Annotated in this window: 15 protein-coding genes; 5 read left to right on the top strand and 10 right to left on the bottom strand. The window is 61.8% G+C overall.

The features are described from left to right. Nucleotides 1-2 precede the first annotated feature (2 nt). Nucleotides 3-590, top strand: coding sequence for a putative adenosine monophosphate-protein transferase Fic (locus GE543_RS08545; RefSeq protein WP_046271137.1), 588 nt, complete (start codon nucleotides 3-5; stop codon nucleotides 588-590). Nucleotides 591-677: 87 nt separating this feature from the next. Here the strand turns inward: GE543_RS08545 and cfaB are convergent, their stop codons facing one another. The 5 genes from cfaB to hflK (GE543_RS08570) all read right to left on the bottom strand — a co-directional run bounded on the left by cfaB (nucleotide 678) and on the right by hflK (GE543_RS08570) (nucleotide 8,125). Then, nucleotides 678-1,865: a C17 cyclopropane fatty acid synthase CfaB gene (gene cfaB / locus GE543_RS08550; RefSeq protein ID WP_153221214.1), complete on the bottom strand. Its 1,188-nt coding sequence runs from the start codon at nucleotides 1,863-1,865 to the stop codon at nucleotides 678-680. A 236-nt stretch (nucleotides 1,866-2,101) separates the two neighbouring features. Continuing rightward, on the bottom strand, nucleotides 2,102-4,066 hold the full coding sequence (locus GE543_RS08555) for a heavy metal translocating P-type ATPase (RefSeq protein WP_153221215.1): 1,965 nt from the start codon (nucleotides 4,064-4,066) through the stop codon (nucleotides 2,102-2,104). Next, on the bottom strand, nucleotides 4,063-5,133 hold the full coding sequence (gene hflK / locus GE543_RS08560; RefSeq protein ID WP_046271140.1) for a protease modulator HflK: 1,071 nt from the start codon (nucleotides 5,131-5,133) through the stop codon (nucleotides 4,063-4,065). Before hflK (GE543_RS08560) ends, GE543_RS08555 begins: the two co-directional genes overlap by 4 nt. Further along, nucleotides 5,130-6,167, bottom strand: coding sequence for a protease modulator HflC (hflC, locus tag GE543_RS08565; protein WP_011269416.1), 1,038 nt, complete (start codon nucleotides 6,165-6,167; stop codon nucleotides 5,130-5,132). The genes hflK (GE543_RS08560) and hflC overlap by 4 nt, the downstream gene beginning before the upstream one ends. A gap of 11 nt (nucleotides 6,168-6,178) precedes the next feature. Then, a complete protein-coding gene (gene hflK, locus GE543_RS08570; protein ID WP_153221216.1) occupies nucleotides 6,179-8,125 on the bottom strand; it encodes a protease modulator HflK in 1,947 nt (648 codons plus the stop codon). A gap of 174 nt (nucleotides 8,126-8,299) precedes the next feature. Here hflK (GE543_RS08570) and GE543_RS08575 point away from each other — a divergent pair, with 174 nt between their 5' ends. The 4 genes from GE543_RS08575 to GE543_RS08590 all read left to right on the top strand — a co-directional run bounded on the left by GE543_RS08575 (nucleotide 8,300) and on the right by GE543_RS08590 (nucleotide 13,914). Further along, the gene (locus GE543_RS08575; protein WP_162885373.1) at nucleotides 8,300-8,455 is read left to right on the top strand and encodes a hypothetical protein; all 156 of its coding nucleotides are present in this window, start codon (nucleotides 8,300-8,302) and stop codon (nucleotides 8,453-8,455) included. Between the two features lie 198 nt (nucleotides 8,456-8,653). Then, on the top strand, nucleotides 8,654-10,273 hold the full coding sequence (locus tag GE543_RS08580; protein WP_153221218.1) for a glucan biosynthesis protein D: 1,620 nt from the start codon (nucleotides 8,654-8,656) through the stop codon (nucleotides 10,271-10,273). A gap of 379 nt (nucleotides 10,274-10,652) precedes the next feature. Beyond that, nucleotides 10,653-11,936, top strand: a complete 1,284-nt coding sequence (locus GE543_RS08585) for a hypothetical protein (protein WP_178118567.1) — start codon at nucleotides 10,653-10,655, stop codon at nucleotides 11,934-11,936. A gap of 94 nt (nucleotides 11,937-12,030) precedes the next feature. Further along, nucleotides 12,031-13,914 (top strand): acyltransferase family protein, encoded by a 1,884-nt coding sequence (locus GE543_RS08590; protein WP_153221219.1) that lies wholly within the window; start codon nucleotides 12,031-12,033, stop codon nucleotides 13,912-13,914. Nucleotides 13,915-14,020: 106 nt separating this feature from the next. Here the strand turns inward: GE543_RS08590 and GE543_RS08595 are convergent, their stop codons facing one another. The 5 genes from GE543_RS08595 to GE543_RS27780 all read right to left on the bottom strand — a co-directional run bounded on the left by GE543_RS08595 (nucleotide 14,021) and on the right by GE543_RS27780 (nucleotide 20,195). Then, on the bottom strand, nucleotides 14,021-14,659 hold the full coding sequence (locus GE543_RS08595) for a response regulator transcription factor (protein ID WP_153221220.1): 639 nt from the start codon (nucleotides 14,657-14,659) through the stop codon (nucleotides 14,021-14,023). After that, nucleotides 14,659-15,726 (bottom strand): sensor histidine kinase, encoded by a 1,068-nt coding sequence (locus tag GE543_RS08600; protein ID WP_024665760.1) that lies wholly within the window; start codon nucleotides 15,724-15,726, stop codon nucleotides 14,659-14,661. The genes GE543_RS08595 and GE543_RS08600 overlap by 1 nt, the downstream gene beginning before the upstream one ends. A gap of 51 nt (nucleotides 15,727-15,777) precedes the next feature. After that, on the bottom strand, nucleotides 15,778-17,082 hold the full coding sequence (locus GE543_RS08605; protein ID WP_024649883.1) for an AAA-associated domain-containing protein: 1,305 nt from the start codon (nucleotides 17,080-17,082) through the stop codon (nucleotides 15,778-15,780). Nucleotides 17,083-17,104: 22 nt separating this feature from the next. Then, a complete protein-coding gene (locus GE543_RS08610) occupies nucleotides 17,105-18,859 on the bottom strand; it encodes an ABC transporter permease subunit (protein ID WP_153221221.1) in 1,755 nt (584 codons plus the stop codon). Between the two features lie 472 nt (nucleotides 18,860-19,331). Further along, nucleotides 19,332-20,195, bottom strand: coding sequence for a methyl-accepting chemotaxis protein (locus tag GE543_RS27780; RefSeq protein ID WP_370737590.1), 864 nt, complete (start codon nucleotides 20,193-20,195; stop codon nucleotides 19,332-19,334). Between the last annotated feature and the right edge of the window lie 9 nt (nucleotides 20,196-20,204).

The raw sequence follows: 20,204 nt of genomic DNA on the forward strand, positions 1-20,204 counted from the left end.
CAATGGACAGATACGATGCTTGTCATGACCACTATTGCTATCCCGCCTCACCGGTACTGAAAAACAAGCTGAACATTCAAGACATGGATGACCTTGAAGCAGCAGAACGAGACATCACGGCCATTACCGTTAATCGCGTCAAGTACGTCGCACCGCCTTACAGTCTCGATAATTTAAAACAGTTGCATCACCTGCTATTTTCCGACCTCTACGAGTGGGCCGGAAACCTCAGAAGTGTCGATATTTCAAAAGGTGGAACTCGCTTTTGTACCTGTGCACGAATTGAGGCGGAGGCGGCAAAAATTTTTGCCAGCCTTCAGAATAACAACTGGTTAGGCGCATTGGACAAAGACGCTTTTTGTGGAGGCTTGGCAGAGTATTACTGTGAGCTCAATATGATCCACCCCTTCCGCGAAGGCAACGGCAGGGTTCAGCGCATTCTCTTTGAGCACCTTGCCTTGTCTGCAGGCTATGAGCTCGATTGGGCAACCGTTAGCCAGGCGGAATGGGTAAGCGCCAATATCGATGGCGTCAACGTGAACTATGGCCCCATGAAAGACATATTCGAGCGCATCGTAACCCTCTGCTAATCGGCTTACGGAGGACGGACGCCGCCTTGCATGCTCAACACACTGAGTACTCTCAGATCCACCAGCCTCGGCGCTCGTAACTAAAGCTCACCCATAAATATCCTCACGCGTCAGCGGTAGCCCGGTCTTGCCGTCGGCGAAGGGTTTTACGGCGAGTATCTGGTGCAGGTTGATCCAGCCTTTGGTGAATCCATAGGCACAGCCTGCGAGGTATAGCCGCCAGATCCGCAGGGTCTGTTGGGGCACGATGCGCGCGGCTTCGTCGAGCCGGGCTTCCAGTCGTGCGCTCCAGTGCTCGAGGGTTTTCGCGTAGTGCGGGCGCAGGCTTTCGACGTCGACCACTTCAAGTCCGGCTTCGCTGATCTGGGCGCTGATCATGGCCAGGTGCGGCAGCTCGCCATTGGGGAAAACATAGCGGTCGATGAACTCGCCGGCACCACGCCCGACAGGACGACCGTCGGTGTGCCGCGCGGTGATGCCGTGATTCATCACCAGGCCGCCCTCCTTCACCGCGCCGAACAGGCGTTGCGCGTACAACGGCAGGTTGGCATGCCCGACGTGCTCGAACATGCCGACACTGACCACCTTGTCGAAGCGCGCATCCTGCGGCAGGTCACGGTAATCGAGCAGTTGCAGGTCGACCTTGTCCTGCAGACCTTCGGCTTGAACCCGCTCGCGGGCCAGCGCCAATTGTTGCTGGCTCAGGGTGATGCCGAAGACCTTCACGCCGTATTCGCGAGCAGCAAAACGCGCCAGCCCGCCCCAGCCGCAGCCAACGTCCAGCAGGTACTCACCGCGCTGGAGCCGCAACTTGCGGCACAGGTGGTGGAATTTATCCTGCTGCGCCTGCTCCAGCGATTCGTCGCCGGTCTTGAAATACGCGCAGGAGTAGACCATCTCTCTGTCGAGCCAGAGCTGGTAGAAGTCGTTGGAAACATCGTAGTGATAGGCAATCGACGCCGCATCAGTGTCCTTGTCATGCTCGACCCGGACCGGATTGCCTGCGCTGTCGTCATCGTCCACCAGCGCGTGGGTCAGTTCATCGCAGACCCGGACCACTTCGCTGATTGACCCCTCCAGCTCCAGCCGTCCCTCCACGAACGCGCTGCCGAGCAGGCCCAGGCTGGGGTGGCTGAAGTCGGAGACCAGTTGCGGATCCTTGACGACTATCGTGACGCTGGGCGAAGGCCCGAGGTCCATCTGATGACCGTCCCAGAGCCGCAGCCGCAACGGCAGATGAAGGTTCTGCAATGTCGTTGGAAGTTGTGTAAGCATTTCAAAATCACCCCCTTATCCAGAAACTCAAAAAAGAGTAATCCAGCAAGGGCCCCGCAAAAGGGCCCGAAAAGGCATTGGCGACGGCAAAACTGCTATGAATCAACTGCAGGGGAACAGCCTTGTGCCCTCTGATTCGAGCCGAGAGTCAGCCTGAATTTGGATCACGCAATGAAACATAGCGCTTAATCTGTAACAGAATTCGTCAAAGCTCAAGCCGTTTGACGCACTGATCATCAGCGCAGGCGTGAGACCTGATGCTGCACACCCGCGTCGTCGAGCTTGAGCAATGGCTCCTGAAAGCGCAGCAAACGTCCGGCGTTGCCCAATACCAACAGGGTGCTTAGATTGTGCAGGATAGCTGCGACCATCGCACCCGCAGCACCAAGCAGACCAAAGGCGGCCAGTGCCACGATCGCCAACGTCCAGCCCAGCCCGATGATGACGTTGACCTGCAGGGTCTGACGACACTGGCGGCTGAGTCGCACGCAGGTGCCCAGGCGGCGCAGATCGCTGCCGATCAGCACGATGTCGGCGGACGCCAGCGCGATATCCGCGCCACCCGCGCCCATCGCCACGCCGACCACGCCCGCCTTCAAGGCCAGCGAATCGTTGACCCCGTCGCCCACCACCATCGGCCGGAACCCGCTGGCAATCTCACCCATGACGCGATTGAGTTTGTCTTCAGGCAGCGCCTGCGCCTGCACGTCAGCGATGCCGATATCGTGCGCCAGGTTGTCGGCCACGCTCTGCCGATCACCGGTCAACAGCAATTGCCGCCCCAGGCCCAGGCCGCGCAACTCAAACAGTGCCGCCTGGGCTTCGGGTTTGACGCTGTCGGCCAGCAGCAGCCAGGCGAGAAAAACACCGTCCAGCGACAGCCCGGCCAGCGGGCCGTCATGTGCAGGGACGGCAGGCGTGACGATGCCCATCTGTGCGAACAACTCCGGGCGGCCCAATGCCGCATCGCCCTGCTCCGTCGACGCCACCACCCCCAGGCCCTGACGCTCACGGGTGTCGGTCAACGGCAGCAGCCGGGCGTTGTCCACCAGCCCGGCCAAAGCCCGGCTCACCGGGTGGCTGCTGGCCGACCCGAGGCTCGCGGCCAGCGCCAGCAATTGCGGATGCTGTGGACCGTCGGCCTGCACAGACTGCAGGCGCAGACGACCGTAGGTCAGGGTGCCAGTCTTGTCCACAACCAGTGAGTTGAGGTCAGCCAGTTCTTCAAGAAACGCCGAACTGCGGATCAGAATTCCGTGCCGTGCCGCAACCGCAATACCAGCAATGGCAGTGGCGGGTGCCGAAAGCACCAGCGCGCAGGGACAGGCCGCAACCAGCACCGCCAGCATCGCCTGCGCATCCTGAGTGATAAACCAGGTCAGCGCCGCGATCAGCAAGACCAGCACCATGTAACTGCCCGCGTAACGCTCCAGCAGACGCGTGATAGGCGGCTTGGAACGCTCTGCGCTCTGCATCAGCGCGATGACCTTGCCCAGCGTGGACTGATCGCCGATGCGGGTCACTTCAATGCGCAGCAGGCCGTCCAGATTGATGGCGCCACCGAACACCTCGACCCCGACGATGGCTTCCAGCGGGACCGATTCGCCGGTGATCGACGACGTATCCAGACTGGCTTGCCCGGACAGCACCCGACCGTCCGCCGGAACGCGGTCGCCCGCCCGTACCTCCACCTGATCGCCGGCTTTCAGCGTCGCGTTGTCGACCTCGCGCACACTGCCGTCGGCGCTCAGCAAACGCGCCTGGCTGCGGGTCAGGCGCCCCAGCGCTTCGATGGCCTCTTGCGAGCCGATCACACTGCGCTCTTCCAGCACATGGCCGAAGATCATGATGATCGGCAGCAAGGCGGCGGTCATCAGGTCACCGGTGGCCCAGGCACCGAGCATCGCCAGCGCGATCAACTGGTCGGTGATGCCGTGCAGGCTCGGATGCCGCAAGCTGTGCCAGCCGGCGCTGATCACCGGTATTGCCACCAACAGTGATGCAGCGCCCAAGAGCAACTGGCTGACACCTTCCTGCTCCGAGGCAAAAAACCGCCAGACCAGTCCCAATCCCAGCAAACCCAAGGCCAGCATCGCGAGGGTTAGCTGCCGGGCGGCACTGCGCTGTTCTGCGCTGCTCAGCAGACTGCCAGGCGCTTGCGGCTGGCCGGCTTCGTGGGTGTGAACGGCTTCGCCACTCATTGTGGTGCTCCCTGAATGATCAGGCGGGAATCGTCTTTGGGGTCGACCGTGGTTACCGAACCCGCCTGATGCAGAATGACCGGTACGCGTTCACGGTAGAGGCGTTGCATCAGACCGGGGTCGCTGCGGGTTTCGGCTGATTGGGTCAGGCTGACGACCGTTGCAGTGGCCGCCTGCGCCTTGGCCAGACGCTCGGACGCTTGTGCGTGCGCCACTTGCAGGGTTCGGTCGGCCTGTTGATTGGCGGTCTGGGTCAGCTTTTCGGCATCAGTCCGCGCGTTGGCCACGGCCTGATCGGCCTGCTGACTGGCCGTCAGCACGGCATTGAACGCATTGACTGCGGAGGTCGGCAGGCTCGATTGCACATCCACCCGAGCGACCTCGACACCGATGCCCATGCCGGTCGCCTTGAGCTCGGCCAGACGCTGATTGATGCCGCGCACCAGGTCACCACGCAGCCGCTCACGGCGCTCGGCAGCCTGGCTGTCAGCACCGATCAGCTCGGGACGGGCAACCAGAATGGTGTCCAGATCCCGCGCTGCCGTCAGCGCCACAGCGCTGCGATTGACCAACCGGTCCAGCGCGGGCAGTACATGCTCGCCTTGCAACACGAAGGCAGTAGGGTCAGTCACTTTGTAAAACACCGTGACGTCCAGTTGCACCACACCGGCATCGCCAGTCAGCAGAAAACCGGAGCCTGCCAGTGCATCGCTCATGGGTGCCGACAGGGTCGCGACTTCATCGGCCTTCAACGCGGCAGGCGAACGCAGCAGGGTTTCCACGCGCCGCTCGATCACCCGATCAGCCGAAGGCAGCAGCACCACCTGTTCGAACGGCTGTGGCCAGGCGACCAGCAATCCTGCGTTCTGAACCCGCTCGATCGCGCCGAAGTGCATGACCACCGCGCGGTTCTGTGGGTCGATCTGGCGCACGTTGGACGTCGCCCAGGCCAGCGCGGCGAGCAGTGTCACGCCATACAGCCCCATAAACGCCAGACGACTCGCCTGCAACCAGGGGCTGTTCACTGGCGGGCGCTGCGCCACGGCTTCGTCGACCGGCTGGCTCATGGCTGCGTTCCGCTCTTGCCATCCAGCGTCGGCGGGCCGTCCACCAGCACGCGGAACGGCGCGGCGTCGGTACGCAGTATCAGACGCGTGCCGGGCGTTACGATGGTGCCCAGCGTGTCCAGCGAGCGCAGCAGGTTGTAGAGCTGCGGCGAGCCCGCATAGGCACGGCCATAGATCTGCGCGGCTTCAACCCGCGACTGTGCTTCGATATCGGCCGCCTTGACCGTGGCATCGGCTTCGACAATCCGTGCGTCGCGCTCGGCGGCCGAACGAATCTGCGCCGCCTCTCGCTTGCCCACGGCGGTGCGCTCGGTGGCGATGGTCTCGCGCTCGGCGCGCATGCGGTCCACGGTAGCGTTGAGCGTCACCGAAGGCAGGGTCAGTCGTTCCACGCCGACCTGCAGGACACGCACCCCGTAAGTCGCCAGCAGTTGCTGATCGATCTGCTGGCGCAGCTGATTTTCGAAGGCGGTGATATTCACCTTGCTGGCGTCGGTATTCACCAGGCTGGAGAGGTCGAAACTGCTCGCCGTGGTTTCCAGCGCCGAACCGACAAAAGTGCGGATCTGCCGCGCCGCTTCGTCGGGCTGGTTCTGTACCGCGCGCATGAAGCGCTGCACGTTGTCGGCGTCGCCCTGCACCTGCCACGCCACGTAGGCCTGAACGATGATGCGCAAGCCATCGCGGGTACCGACGTCCTGCAGACCGCTGGAGGTGGTTCGCAGGCGCAGGTCCACCGGGATGGTCGCCTCGAACGGTGCCGGCCAGCGCCAGTTGAGGCCCGGCTCCAGCAGGACGCGGGACGGGTTGCCGAAGCGCGTGACGACAGTCGCCTCGCCCGAACGCACCTGCACCAGGCTCGCTGCCGCAATCGCAAACGCGATCAGCAGCGCAGCCAGGCTTGCCCGGCGCCAGGGGAACGCTGCCGGGCCGCTCGCGCCATGATGATGGTGGTGATGACCGTGGCCGCCATGGCCGTGACTGTCATGGCTATCGTGGTCGGCGTGATCGTGATGATGATGAAACAGACTCAAGGGACGACTCCTTACTGAACGGCTTTACGCGGCGCCGTTGGGTCTGCCGGTGGGGTGAAGGTACGCAGGTCGATGGTCGGCGCACTGTCGCCGCCCAGACGATGATCCAGTATCAGCAACTTCGCATTGCCCAGGCCCTCGGTCAGTTGGGCCAGGTATTGCTCCAGCAAAAACGCCTGGCCTGCCTTGGCATAGGCCTGACGTTCAGCACTGAAGCGCAGGTCTGCACCCTGTGCGCCGGCCAGAATTTCGCGGGCGGCGGCACTGGCCTGATCACGCGCCACGCTGGCATTGAGTTGCGCCTGATTGGCCTTGTCGCTGGCCGCGCCGCGTTCGCGGGAGATCAGCGCCTGTGCACCGATCTGCGCAGCCTGAACAGCATGATAGGCGTTGGCAGCTCCGGCGGGCGGGTGGATGGCTTCAACCACCGTGGCGAGCAATTCGACGCCGCTGTCCAGACGCTGCAAATCGGCCTGCACGGCCTTGCCGATGTCATCGGCCAGCTCGCTACGCTGTTCGCCGAGCAGTTCATCCAGCGTGCGCGAAGCAAAATCATGCACCAGCACCCGGCTGGCCGTGCTGCGAATCAAGGCCGGAATGTCAGCGCTGTTATAGGTCGACGCCATGGCTGCGGCATCTGTCAGGCCGATGCGATAGACGAACCGCACGTCCATGTTGACGATCTGAAAGCTCTGCTTGTCGCCGGCACTGCTGGCAATGACCTGGGATTTTTCGTTGATATGGCTGGCATCCCACAGACGGTTGGCGCTGCCCGGTGGCGGGCCTTCGGCCGGGTCCAGCGTTTGCTCGAAAGTGTCGGCGGCAGAAACGCTGGTCGCCAGCTCATGAACCACGCCGTTTTCAACCGCCAGCACGCGCCCGAACGGCCAGGGCAACCCCACATGCAGACCGGGACCGAATACGTCGACCGGCTTGCCAAAGCGTTCATAAATGCCCCGTCCCTGCATGGGGATTTCATGCACGCCACTCAGCACCCAGCCCAGCGCTGCGACCACCGCCAGCACCGGCAAAAAGGCGCGACGCATGTAGGTAAAGGCCCAGATCTGGCGCAGATCGATGCCGAAACGGTTGTGCAGTTCGTGCTGCAGGGCGAGCAGCGGGCGCGGCGGCCAGCGCAACAGGTCAGCGATGAAACTGGCGGCCAGCAGGCGCGGTTCGCTGCGTGGGTTGCGCGGGCTGAACACCGACAGCACAGCGCGCAGCAGGAACTCCAGCGCCACGCCAAGCGGCAGCAGGCCCATCAACACCGCCAGCCGCGCGGGCCAGACACGTTCTGCACTGGAGAAAAACAGGCACAGCGCGCCGATCAGCAGGACGATCAGCGTCATGCGCACCAGTTGCGCCAGCGCACCGGCCTCCGGCGACTGACTGTCGGACTCGCTGCTCAATTGCCGCTCGATGACCAGCAGCCCGAACGCCAACAGCAGCATAACGCTGCCGGCCAGGCTACCGGCGGTGGAGAGGTCGGCGCCGGACAGCGCCAGGTTCCAGAAGGCGCGAACGACGATCAACGCCAGCACCGCCCAACCGGCAAGCCACAGGGCCGAGCTGCCCACGTGCCTGACCAGCGATTTGCCGGAGTCACTCAGCCGTTCAAGCAGGCGCTCGTACCAGCCGCTCTCGTCGCCAGCAGACAGGTTTTCATTGAGCGTGTCCGCATCCGGCGAACGCAGCGCGCGAGCCCGCCACAGCGCGACATGCCGCGCCGACTGCAAGCCCGCCGTGAGCAGAAACAACGCCACCGAGGCGTTGCACAGCACAGCCATCCACAAAGAGCCGGGGGAAAACAGATCGATGGACAACGCCAGCAGCAGCCCGAACGCTCCTGCCCCACCGGTCACATACATCAATCGTCCCAGACGCCGAACCTGTTGCACCGCCATTTGAAAACGCGGCAGGCCTTCAAGGCCTTCGTGCTCATCCAAATCAACCCGCATCACTACCCCGGCACCCGCTTATTTATCGCCCTTTGGAGAGCCCTGCATTGGCATCTGAATGCCAGTGAATCATAGCGTTACGATATAACACGCGGAGTGAAACTTTCGTCAGGACTATTAGCTGAACGAATGTGCGATAGCGGCGCTGCCCAACGGGAAAATCGAGCTGAAGTCGTGCAGGTCGTGGGCCCGCACGCCAGCAAAATGATTGCTGAATATTGCTTGGCAAAAAAGTTTTTAGCGTCGGCCGAAGGCATCGAGTTGATCGGTGCTTCTGGCCCCGATCGTCTGAAAGCCTTGCGCCAAGCGGCGATGCGCTTAATCGATTAGTCTAAAGCGAGGAAAAAAACAGCGTTATAGCCGTCAATACGCCGGATTCATTACCCATGATCGGCGTTTTTTTTTGGCCGATTTCCGAACCGTATCTCGTCTTTGTTATCTGTTGTGGGTAGTTTGCGTTCGGCAAGGAGTCGTTGGCGCGCCATTTTTTGTGCAGGACGCACAGAATTACTCAGAGGCTTCACCTTTATGAATCGCAGAAATCTCCTGAAAGCGTCCGTGGCGTTGGCCGCCTACGGCAGCGTATCGGCCTCAGGGCTTTTTGCTGCGCGCGCACTGGCCGCCGCAGCCGATGGCGAGATCGAACACTTCGATTTTGCAGAGTTGCAGGCGCATGCCAAGAAGCTTGCGAGCAAAGGGTATGTGAGCAACAAGCAGGTGCTGCCACCGGTACTTGCGAACATGACGCCGCAGCAATTCAATGCCATCCGCTACGACCCGAATCACTCGCTGTGGAAAGACGTCCATGGCCAGCTCGACGTGCATTTCTTCCACGTCGGCATGGGCTTCAAGACGCCCGTACGCATGTACAGCGTCGATCCGCAGAGCAAGCAGGCGCGCGAAGTGCACTTCCGCCATGACCTGTTCAACTACGAGAACAGCGGCATCGACAAGAACCTGGTCAAGGGCGACCTGGGCTTTGCCGGTTTCAAACTGTTCAAGGCGCCTGAAATCGCCATCAATGACGTCGTCTCGTTCCTCGGCGCCAGCTACTTCCGTGCTGTGGACAGCAACAAGCAATACGGCCTCTCGGCCCGCGGCCTGGCCATCGACAGTTACGCCAAGCGTCAGGAAGAATTCCCGGACTTCACCAAGTTCTGGTTCGAAACGCCGGACAAGAACGCGACACGCTTCGTGGTTTACGCACTGCTCGATTCGCCGAGCGCGACCGGTGCCTACCGTTTCGATATCGACTGTCAGGCTGGCCAGGTGGTCATGGAAATCGACGCGCACGTCAATGCGCGTACCGATATCCAGCAGCTGGGCATTTCACCGATGACCAGCATGTTCAGCTGCGGCACTCACGAACGCCGCATGTGCGACACCATCCACCCGCAAATCCACGACTCGGATCGCCTGTCGATGTGGCGCGGCAACGGTGAGTGGATCTGCCGTCCGCTGAACAACCCGGCCAAACCACAATTCAGTGCGTTCTCCGACACCGATCCGAAAGGCTTCGGGCTGGTGCAGAGCGATCACGAATTCTCCAGCTATCAGGACACGGTCGTCTGGTACAGCCGCCGTCCAAGCCTGTGGGTCGAGCCGATCACGGCGTGGGGCGAAGGCGAAGTCAGCCTGCTGGAGCTGCCGACCACCGGCGAGACGATGGACAACATCGTGGTGTTCTGGACACCGAAGACGCCGGTCAAGGCCGGGGATTCGATGAACTACGGCTACAAGCTGTTCTGGAGCCCGCTGCCGCCGGTGAGCACGCCGCTGGCACAGGTCCACGCGACACGTTCAGGCATGGGCGGCTTCCTCGAAGGCTGGGCACCGGGCGAGCATTACCCGAAAACCTGGGCCCGCCGCTTCGCGGTGGACTTCAACGGCGGCGGCCTGGATCGCTTGCCGGAAGGCACCGGGATCGAACCCATCGTCACGGTCACTCATGGCAAGGTGCAGGACTTCAACATCCTCGTGCTGCCGGACATCAAGGGCTACCGCGTCACCTTCGACTGGGTACCGGACAGCGACTCGGTCGAGCCGGTCGAAATGCGCATGTTCATCCGCACTGGCGACCGTACGCTGAGCGAGACCTGGCTCTATCAGTACTTCCCGCCTGCACCGGACAAACGTAAATACCCGTAGTCCGCAGATGGGTGACGGAGAGCGTCACGAAGGGCACTCCCACGCGGAGCGTGAGGAACGATAAGTGTCTGGGCTGGAGCGTGAGGAGCGGTAGGGGTTCTCAGGAACACTATGGTGCCCATGCTCCAGCGTGGGCATGCCGTTCCGGACGCTCCGCGTCCTGTCCCGGGCACCGGGCGTGCGGCGCATAACCACTAATCCTGACTAATTAATTGACAGTTGCCCCAACTGCGACTGATATACCTGTTGTCATGCCGTTGCGAGCGTCCGCTCCAGACCCCCATCTCCCAAAGCCTGCCTGTGTCGACACGTTCCCGTGATCGTCGGGCGGTAGCTTTGTCCGCGCAATTCCCCTTACGTATTTCACAAGGCAGCCAGCATGGCGATGAATACTGCGAACGGCGTCGACGCCAGGTCGTCGTTGATGTCCTTTGACAAGTCCACGGTGGTGGTGTGGGTCGCCATCAGCCTGATGCTGGTCGAGACCTTCTCTGGGGCCTTGCGCTTCTACTTCGATCAGGCAGGCCTCAGTCCCCTGCTCTATCTGCCCAAAGCCGCCTGCATCCTGCTGTTTGCGCTCGAACTGCGCACCTTCAGGGCAGGAAAGCTGTTCTGGACATTCACGATCCTGTGGCTGCTTTCCGGGCTGCTGGCCATGCTGCATCGCGCCAGCGTGCACAACCTGGCGTTCAGCCTGTTCGCGCTGAGCCCGCTGGTGTTCGGCCTGGTATGTGGCCGGCACCTGCTGTATCGCCGCAAGCTGTTGTACCGCGCCATTGCGTTCTGCCTGCTGGCTTCGCTGCTGGGGATTGCCCTGGACAAGCTCACCTCTGTGCCATGGAAGGGCTACAGCTACAGCGTCGGTGAAACCCAGTTGAGCGCCAATACCTCATGGAGTGCGGACGAGGTGGATCGCATTGCCGGTTTCGCCAGAGTGTCCAACGTGCTGTCGATCATGATCGCCTTCTACACGCTGTACCTGATCATGTTCCTGCGCTCGCGCCTGATGATGTTGTTGCTGAGTGCGGTGGCGCTTTACGCCATCGTGCTGACCACCAGCAAAGCGCCAGCCGCGGCCTTCGCGCTGACCATGGTGCTGCTGTTGTTGCGGAGGATGAGCTGGACCTGCAGGACAGTGTGCACCGTGGTGGTAGGCATCGGTCTGCTGTTGCCGGCACTGGGCCTGATTGTGAGCCCTGATGCCTACGCGGTCAGCAGCGGCGGCTCTCTGGCCTCGCTGTATGACCGGATGATCAACACCTGGCCCGGCCTGATCAATGCGATGAGTCGCGAAGGCTGGATGATCAGCGGCGCAGGCTTCGGCATGGTCGGCAGCACGATGGGGCTGTTTCCGGTGGACGGTGCCGGGGTCTTTCTCGGTATGGACAGCTCCGCCCTGTACCTCTGGGCAATGCTGGGCGTGCTCGGTTTGCTGCTGTATGCGCTGCAGATTCCGCTGTTGTTCCGACTGATCGATGATCAGACCCGTGTCGGCCATATGCTGCTGGCGATCAGCTTCTGCTGGTGCCTGATCAGCTGGACCACCGACATGTTCGAGGTCGCTGCCGCCAACCTGTTCATCGGCCTGGCCATTGGTCATGTGATTGCCGGCAGACAACCTTCTGCGAGCCATACGCCCGGACTGTCATCGACTGCCCGCTGACCGCCACCGCATCACCACCACGCTGGCCGCCGACAAGTTTCGGCTGATCTCCGGCCCCTCTTCCTCACGATCAGTCAACGGATGGCTTTCTCCAATGGACTTCAGAAAAGACATCAATGGCCTGCGCGCCATCGCGGTGATTGCGGTGCTGCTCTTCCACTTCCACCCTGACTGGCTGCCTGGCGGCTTTGCCGGTGTGGATGTGTTTTTCGTGATCTCGGGGTATCTGATCACAGGGATCATCCTGCGCGGCTTGAGGAGCGGTAAATTCAGGCTGGCGGCGTTCTATACGTCACGGGCCAGACGCATCGTCCCGGCCCTCGCTGTGCTGTGTTTTGCCTTGCTGCTGCTGGGCTGGTTTTCCCTGCTACCGCTGGACTACCGCGCGCTGGGCACACACGTGGCGAGCAGCCTGGGGTTCGTTTCCAACATTGTCTATTGGCGTGAGGCGGGGTATTTCACCGCCAGTGCCCATGAGAAATGGCTGCTGCACACCTGGTCGCTGTCGGTGGAATGGCAGTTCTACCTGCTGTACCCGATTGCGCTGCTGATGCTCAGTCGCTTCGTCGCGCTGCACAACCTGCGCTGGTGGGTACTGGGCGCAAGCCTGACAGGCTTTGTGGCGTGCGTGTCGGCCTCCTCGCAATGGCCGGAGGCAGCGTTTTACCTGCTGCCGACCCGCGCCTGGGAGTTGCTGGCAGGTGGCGTCGCCTGCCTGTTCCCACTGCAATTGAAGGCCCTGCAGCAGCGCGTTCTGGAACACATCGGACTGACGCTGATCGTGGCCGGTTTCTTTCTGCTGTCCGTGCAGGACACATGGCCGGGTTATCTGGTGCTGATGCCGGTGCTGGGGACGTTCGCGGTGATCGTCGCCGCACGCAACGACTCGCTGCTGACCTGTAACCCGCTGGCCCAATGGACCGGCACACGGTCGTACTCGCTGTACCTGTGGCACTGGCCGGTGGTGGTGTGGATGAATGACGCCGGGTTACTGGGCGAGACCCGCACCGTGTTGGTGGGCATCGGCGTGGCCGTGACGCTGGGTATGGTTTCATGGCGGCTGATCGAGCAGCCCGCCAGCAGACCGTCGTCTGATCAGCGCAGCAGACGTAACGCGTTCGGCACGCTGATCGCTCTGCTGTTCGTCGGCGGAACACTGGTGAGTGCGACTGGCGGCGTGGTATCGCCCCTGCGCCCGGTCAGCGTTTCGGACAAGGCACGTTTCATTCAGGAATACGCTGATCGCCAGCACAACCTGTACGAGCCTTACTGGCTGAAATGTGATGCCTTCTCTGCCCTGACCCAGCGCGGCCAGTCAGCCATCGACGAAGCCTGCACCCGCAAACAGGGGGTGGGTGGCGTGTTCCTGTGGGGCGATTCTCACGCACAGGCGCTGTCGCTCGGCTTGCGTACCTTGCTGACGCACAGTACGCCCTTCTATCAGGTCGCCTCGGCCAGTTGCCGCCCCGCTCTGAGTGACCATCAAGGACGCACATCGGCGACCAGCAGGGCCTGTGACTATTCCAACAGAACGGCCCTGCAGGGCATCGGAAGGCTGCGTCCGGACATCGTGGTCATCGCGCAGAAGGACGGGCACGACAAGACCGACTGGACGCAGATCGCGACCCGGCTCAAGAGCCTTGGCGTGAAGCATATCGTGCTGATCGGCCCGGTCCCGCAGTGGAACCCGTCGCTGCCCAGTGTCATCGCCAACCGTCATTGGGGGCTGAGCGAATCGCACATCCGCGATCCGGCTCTGGATCAAAGCGTCATGCTGGTGGATCAGGCAACCCGCGCACTGGCCGCATCGGCAGGCATCCAGTTCGTGTCACTGATCGACAAACTGTGCGTCGCCGATGCCTGCCGGGTACGCCTGGAAGACAACCGCTCTCTGCTGCAGATCGACTCGGGGCACTTGAGCGCAGAAGGCTCGTTGTACGTGGTGCGCAACTACGTACTGCCGCAGTTGGTGAACTAGTGAGCTGCTGAGTACAAACGTCCTGTTTATGGAGGCTGTAGCGGCCTCCGGCCAGAATCAAAAGCGGACTTGTGTATAACGATGAGGGCTCGGTGTGAGTCGTCGATCAGTGCAGCTCTTTGAGGCGCTCGGCGAACTTGACGAGGTCGGCCAGGGAATCGGCTTCCATCTTGCGCATCACCGAACCACGGCGGACCTTGACGGTGATTTCACTCACGTTCAGCCGGGCTGCAATCTGTTTGTTGAGCAGGCCGCTGACCACCAGCTCCATCACCTGGTGCTCACCGAGATTGAGGCTGGCGTGGCGGCGCTGCAATTCGGCTTCGACGGCGGCACTCTGGCGCCGGCTGCGATCCTGCGCCAACCCCTGCTGAATGGCGTCGAGCAAGTCCTGATCACGGAAGGGCTTGGTCAGAAACTCCACCGCACCGGCCTTCATGGCCCGCACGGACATGGGAATGTCGCCATGCCCGGTGATGAAAATGACCGGCAGGGAAATCCCTGACCTGGCCATATGCTCCTGAAAATCCAGGCCACTCATGCCCGGCATGCGGATGTCCAGAATCAGGCAGCCCGGCGCATCAGGGCGCGGGGTGTCCAGAAACTCGCGGGTCGAGCCGAACAGCATGCTGCGCAATCCGACCGAGGCCAGCAGGTCCTCCAGCGAGGAGCGCACCGACAGGTCGTCATCGAGGACGTAGATGATCGGCTCTTCGGTCGGTGAGGCGGTGGCGGCTGTGCTCATCAGGTTTCCATCTTTCCGGTGGGCAGGGTGAAGTGAAACGTAGCACCGATTGCAGGGTTGGGCGTGACCCAGATGCGTCCGCCATGAGCTTCGATGATCGAACGACTGATCGCCAGACCGATCCCCATGCCTTCCTCCTTGGTGGTGTAGAACGCGTCGAACAACCGATGGATGTTTTCCGGCTGCACGCCGATACCACTGTCGCTGACCGCAAATCCGATATCGCCGCCGTCATGCCAGCCCACCCGAATCTCCAGTTGCGCCTGATCCGCCTCGAGCTTTTTCATCGCATCGACGCCGTTGAGCATCAGGTTCAGCAACACTTGCTGGATCTGCACCCGATCAGCCAGCAGCGGCGGCAGGCCCTCCGGAACGTCGACCAGAAGTGCGACGCCCTGCCCCTCTATCTCGCTGTGTGCCAGCGCCACGATCTCGGCGACGGTATCGGCCACGCTGATCCACTCCTTGTGAGTGGACGAACGCTTCGCCAGGGCGCGCACCCGCACGATGATGTCGCCTGCGCGGTTCGCGTCACTGATCATGCGGTCGACGGCCTGCCGGGCCTTTTCCAGATTGACCGGCTCGGTGGCCAGCCAGCGCTGACAGGCATTGCCGCTGGTGACAATGGCCGACAGCGGCTGATTGACCTCGTGGGCAATGGACGCCGTCAGTTCACCCAGTTGATTGACCCGTGCGATCCGCGCCAGCTGTGAGCGCGCCTCATGTACCGAGCGGATGGCCAGCGCCATGCGCAGCGCCAGCCAGGTGGTCATGGCGATGGCCGCCAGGCTGATAATGCAATTGATCAGCCCGGACGCCTCACTGCCTCTGGAGGTCGTCATCTCGTAACTGATCACGGTCAGCACCATGCACAGCAACGCCATCGCGATAACGCCTGTGGCCGGCAGGAACCTGACCGCCAGCAGCACCACAACAATCTGGAATACGCCCACGGCGATTTCCAGGTCGGTCAAGGTGTCGGCAACCGCAATGACCAGCGCCAGCATCAGCAACGCGATCAGCCGCACCGCCATAGCGGCCTTGCCGTAGGATTCCGGTTCACGCATGCGCATCATCCCGCTGGTTGCAAAAGGCCCGTTGAGTATGTCCTACAAACCTCAGGACGGGTTGTCCAGGCTGAACTGATCGGCCAGTTCGTCATAGGCAAACAACTCCGCGTAGCGCCCCCATTGAATCACTGCGTTGAGGGTCTGCATGGCATCGCTTTCAGACATGAAGTCTTCGAGTTGATCGCGAAAGCGCCGTGCCGGTGCTGTGTGCGTGGGACGATCATCCAGCACCCGCCGAATGTGCGCCACCAGCGGCACGAAGCTCAGCAGGTGCTGGGCGAACAGTTGCTTGCGCTCGTCGACATCCGCCAGCGCATAGCGATTGGCGGCTGGCAGCAGGCGAATGTCGCCGCCCTTCAGTTCAGCGAAGCGCAGTAGTTGCAGCACCTCGGCAATCGGGAACAGCTCGTCGGCATTGTAGTGCAGCGCAGCGGCCAGTTCCGGCAGGTCGGCCTTCAGGCTGTAGGGCGGCGCGTGAATCGCCTCGATCAGCCCGGCCAGTGCGTTGGTGGAAACCTGCGGCAACACCATTCCCAGCCCGGTGCCCGGAAACACGCCCTGACGAATCTCGCCGGCGTCGTTGTCCTGGGTCATCAGCACGTAGATTTCTTCCACCAGCGCCCGGAAGATCGGGTCCTGGCGGTTGCGCGGTTGAGGCAGGTCGACTTTTATCTCGCTGATTACCCGCCCAGGATTGGAGGAGAACAGCAGGATGCGGTCGCACATCAGCACGGCTTCGGCGATGTTATGCGTCACCATCAGGATCGACTTGATGGGCATGCGCCCTTCGCTCCACATGTCCAGCAAGTCAGTGCGCAGGGTTTCGGCGGTGAGCACGTCGAGCGCGGAAAACGGTTCGTCCATCAACAGCACGTCAGGATCGATGACCAGCGCGCGCGCCATACCCACCCGCTGACGCATGCCTCCGGAGAGCTCCTTGGGGTAAGCGCTCTCGAAACCGTCCAGGCCGATCAGATCGATGGCCGCCAGTGCGCGCTTGCGGCGTACCGCAGCGGGCACACCTTGTGCTTCAAGGCCGACTTCGACGTTTTCCAGCACGGTCAGCCAGGGAAACAGCGCAAAGCTCTGGAACACCATGCCCACCGACATCGCCCGCCCTTGCGCACGACGCGGGAAATTCACCTCACCTTCGGTGGGCACCACCAGCCCGGCGATGGAGCGCAACAGGGTCGACTTGCCCGAGCCGGACCGGCCCAGCAGGCCCACTATTTCGTTCTCGTTGAGCGTCAGTGTCACGTCATCCAGCACCAGGCGCTCTTTGCTGCCTTTGCCGTACACATGTCGGACTTTCTGAACATCTACCAGGCAACGCGTTTCGACAGCCATCATGATGGCGCCCTCCCCTTACACAAGATCAGACAAGACTCAGACGTCGCTCGGCAAACCCGTACAGCGGGCGCCACAGCAACCGGTTGAACGCAATCACGAAGACCGACATGACCACGATGCCCAGCGCAACGCGCGGAAAGTCACCCGCCTGGGTCGCATTGGCGATGTATGACCCCAGGCCTGCCGCTTCCAGATGCTGATCGCCCCAGGAAACCGCTTCGGCGACGATACTGGCGTTCCACGAACCACCCGACGCGGTCAGCGCACCGGTGATGTAGTAGGGAAACACGCCGGGCAGCGCGACACGGCGCCACCACTGCCAGCCGCGCATGTTGAACATGGTCGCCGCTTCGCGCAGGTCAGTCGGCAAGGCACTGGCCCCGGCGATCACGTTGAACAGGATGTACCACTGGGTGCCGAGCACCATCAGCGGCGACAGCCAGATGTCCGGGTTCAGGTGCAGGCCGACAATCGCGATCACCGCAAAAGGAAACAGAACGTTGGCCGGGAACGCCGCCATGAACTGCGCGATTGGCTGCAAGCGTTCAGCCCAGACCGGACGCAGGCCGATCCAGATACCGACGGGGACCCAGATCAGGCTTGCGATAACGATCAGTACGATCACACGCACCATCGTCGCCAGGCCCAGACCAAAGGCCGTGACCATGTCGCTGGCGCCCAGTGACGCCTCGATGAACCTGAACAGGTACACACTGCCAGCCAGGCAGGCAGCCATGACCAGCCCCAGCCACACGTAGTCGAGCACACGGGCGACGCCTGGGGTGAGCTTCACTTTCCACAGCCGGGAGAACACGCGCCAGTCGATCAGCATCAGGCACTTCCACGGTGCAGCCAGGACCGAACCCAGCATCGGTGCCACACGGGAACGGCCCAGCAGGCTGTACATCCATGAGCGCGGACGCTTCGACGATGCGGTTTGCTCGAAGCGGAATTTGTCCGCCCAGGCGACGATAGGCCTGAACAGCAATTGGTCATAGGCCAGAATCACCAGCGCCATTGCGCCCACTGCCCAGGCAATCGCGGTCAGGTTTTTCTGCTCGATGGCCAGCGCCAGCCAGGAACCGATACCCGGCAGATTGACCGTGGTGTCGCCGACCGAAATGGCCTCGCAGGCGACCACGAAAAACCAGCCGCCGGACATCGACATCATCATGTTCCACACCAGTCCCGGAATGGCGAATGGCAGTTCCAGGCGAGTGAAGCGCAGTACTGCAGACAGCCCGAACTGACGGCTGACTTCGTTCAGGTCACTGGGCACAGTACGCAGTGACTGATAGAAACTGAACGCGAGGTTCCAGGCCTGGCTGGTGAAGATGGCAAAGATCGCTGCGCATTCGACGCCCATCTGCCGACCGGGGAACAGGCCCATGAAGAAGGTCACGGTGAACGTCAGAAAACCCAGCACCGGCACCGACTGAAGAATATCCAGCGCCGGGATGATCACCTGCTCGGCCTTGCGACTTTTGGCGGCCAGCGTGGCCACGACAAAAGTGAAGATCAACGAAGCGCCCAGCGCGATGAACATACGTAGCGTGGTGCGCAAGGCATATTCGGGCAGGCGCGCCGGGTCGAGGCTCATGGGGCTGGAATTCAGCACGGTCAGCGGCTGCATCATCTGGCCAAGGCCATAAATGAACAGGCCAATGAACAGCGTCAGAATGGCCAGGCAAATACCATCGGCCCAATAAGGCGTGCGTGCACCGGGTTTTACGAAACGGGGCGTCCGCAGGCTTTTACCGAATTCAAATATCGAATGCATTGCTCACCTCGAGCCGGCCGCGCAGACGCAGACCCACCCGTTTTATAAGCAAACAGGCAGTCAGCGATAACAGATAAAGGCCGTGAGTTAATAGTTGCCGGACAGTGAGGTAAAGCTTATAGCGTTTCGATCAACAGTAGAAACCTGCAAAAGTAGCTCATGTTTATCTGTAAGTATGAGTGAGGTATACCAACGTATAGTTATATAACTATCGCCCCGTTATTCAGGCCAGTTTAGCGTCGCGCAAAAGAACATTATCGTGCCCACGCTGGAGCGTGAGGAACGACAGGTGTCCGTTCCACCATCGTGCGACGCTCCGCGTCGCATGCCGTTCTGGACGCTCTGCGTCCTCTCTTGAGAAAGCGGTGCGGCCTGGAGATGTAACGCGCAGCGGCACGAAATACATCCCCACGCTGGAGCGTGCGCAACGACAGTGTCCGTCTGCTCCGCGTGGGCATGACCGTCAGATGGATCACACCCGGAAGTGGCTGACCATCATCTGCAGCTGGCCACCGAGGCGTGCCAGTTCGACGCTGGAGGCTGCGGTTTCTTCGCTGGCTTCGGCGGTCTGTTCGGAGACGTCGCGAACGTTGACGATGCTGCGGCTGATTTCGTCGGCCACCGAGCTTTGCTGTTCGGCGGCGGCGGCGATCTGCTGGTTCATCGCCTGAATGCTCGACACCGTACGGGTGATGCTCTCAAGCGACGTACCGGCCCTGCGCGTCAGTTCGACACTGCTGTCTGTCAGCGTGCGGCTGCCGAGCATGATGCCCGACACCTGACGCGTGCCATTCTGCAATGCCGACACCAGCCCTTCGATTTCTTCGGTGGACTGCTGGGTACGTTGCGCCAGACCGCGAACTTCGTCGGCCACCACGGCAAAACCCCGGCCGGCTTCCCCGGCGCGCGCGGCTTCGATGGCGGCGTTGAGGGCCAGCAGGTTGGTCTGTTCGGCGACCGCCTTGATCACATCCATGACCTTGCCGATCTTGTCACTTTCCTGCTCAAGCACGTTCATTGCGTCAGATGAGCGAACCACCTCGGCGGCCAGTCGTTCGATCTGCTGGATGGCCTCGCCTACGACCTTGTCGCCTTCACGCGCCTGCTTGTCGGCATCGGAAGCCGCCACGGACGCCTGCTCGGCATTGCGCGCCACTTCGTGCACGGTCGCCGACATTTCATGCATGGCGGTGGCCACCTGGTCGGTCTCGACCTTCTGGCTGTTGACCCCTGCACTGGTCTGCTCGGTAACCGCCGACAGTTCTTCGGCCGCGCTGGCAATCTGCGTGACGCCATCGCGAATACCAGAGATCAGTTCACGCAGCGTCGTACCCATGCGCTGGAT

Origin of the sequence: Pseudomonas sp. SZ57, assembly GCF_009495975.1 — a bacterium.
In the GTDB taxonomy this organism is placed as follows: domain Bacteria; phylum Pseudomonadota; class Gammaproteobacteria; order Pseudomonadales; family Pseudomonadaceae; genus Aquipseudomonas; species Aquipseudomonas syringae.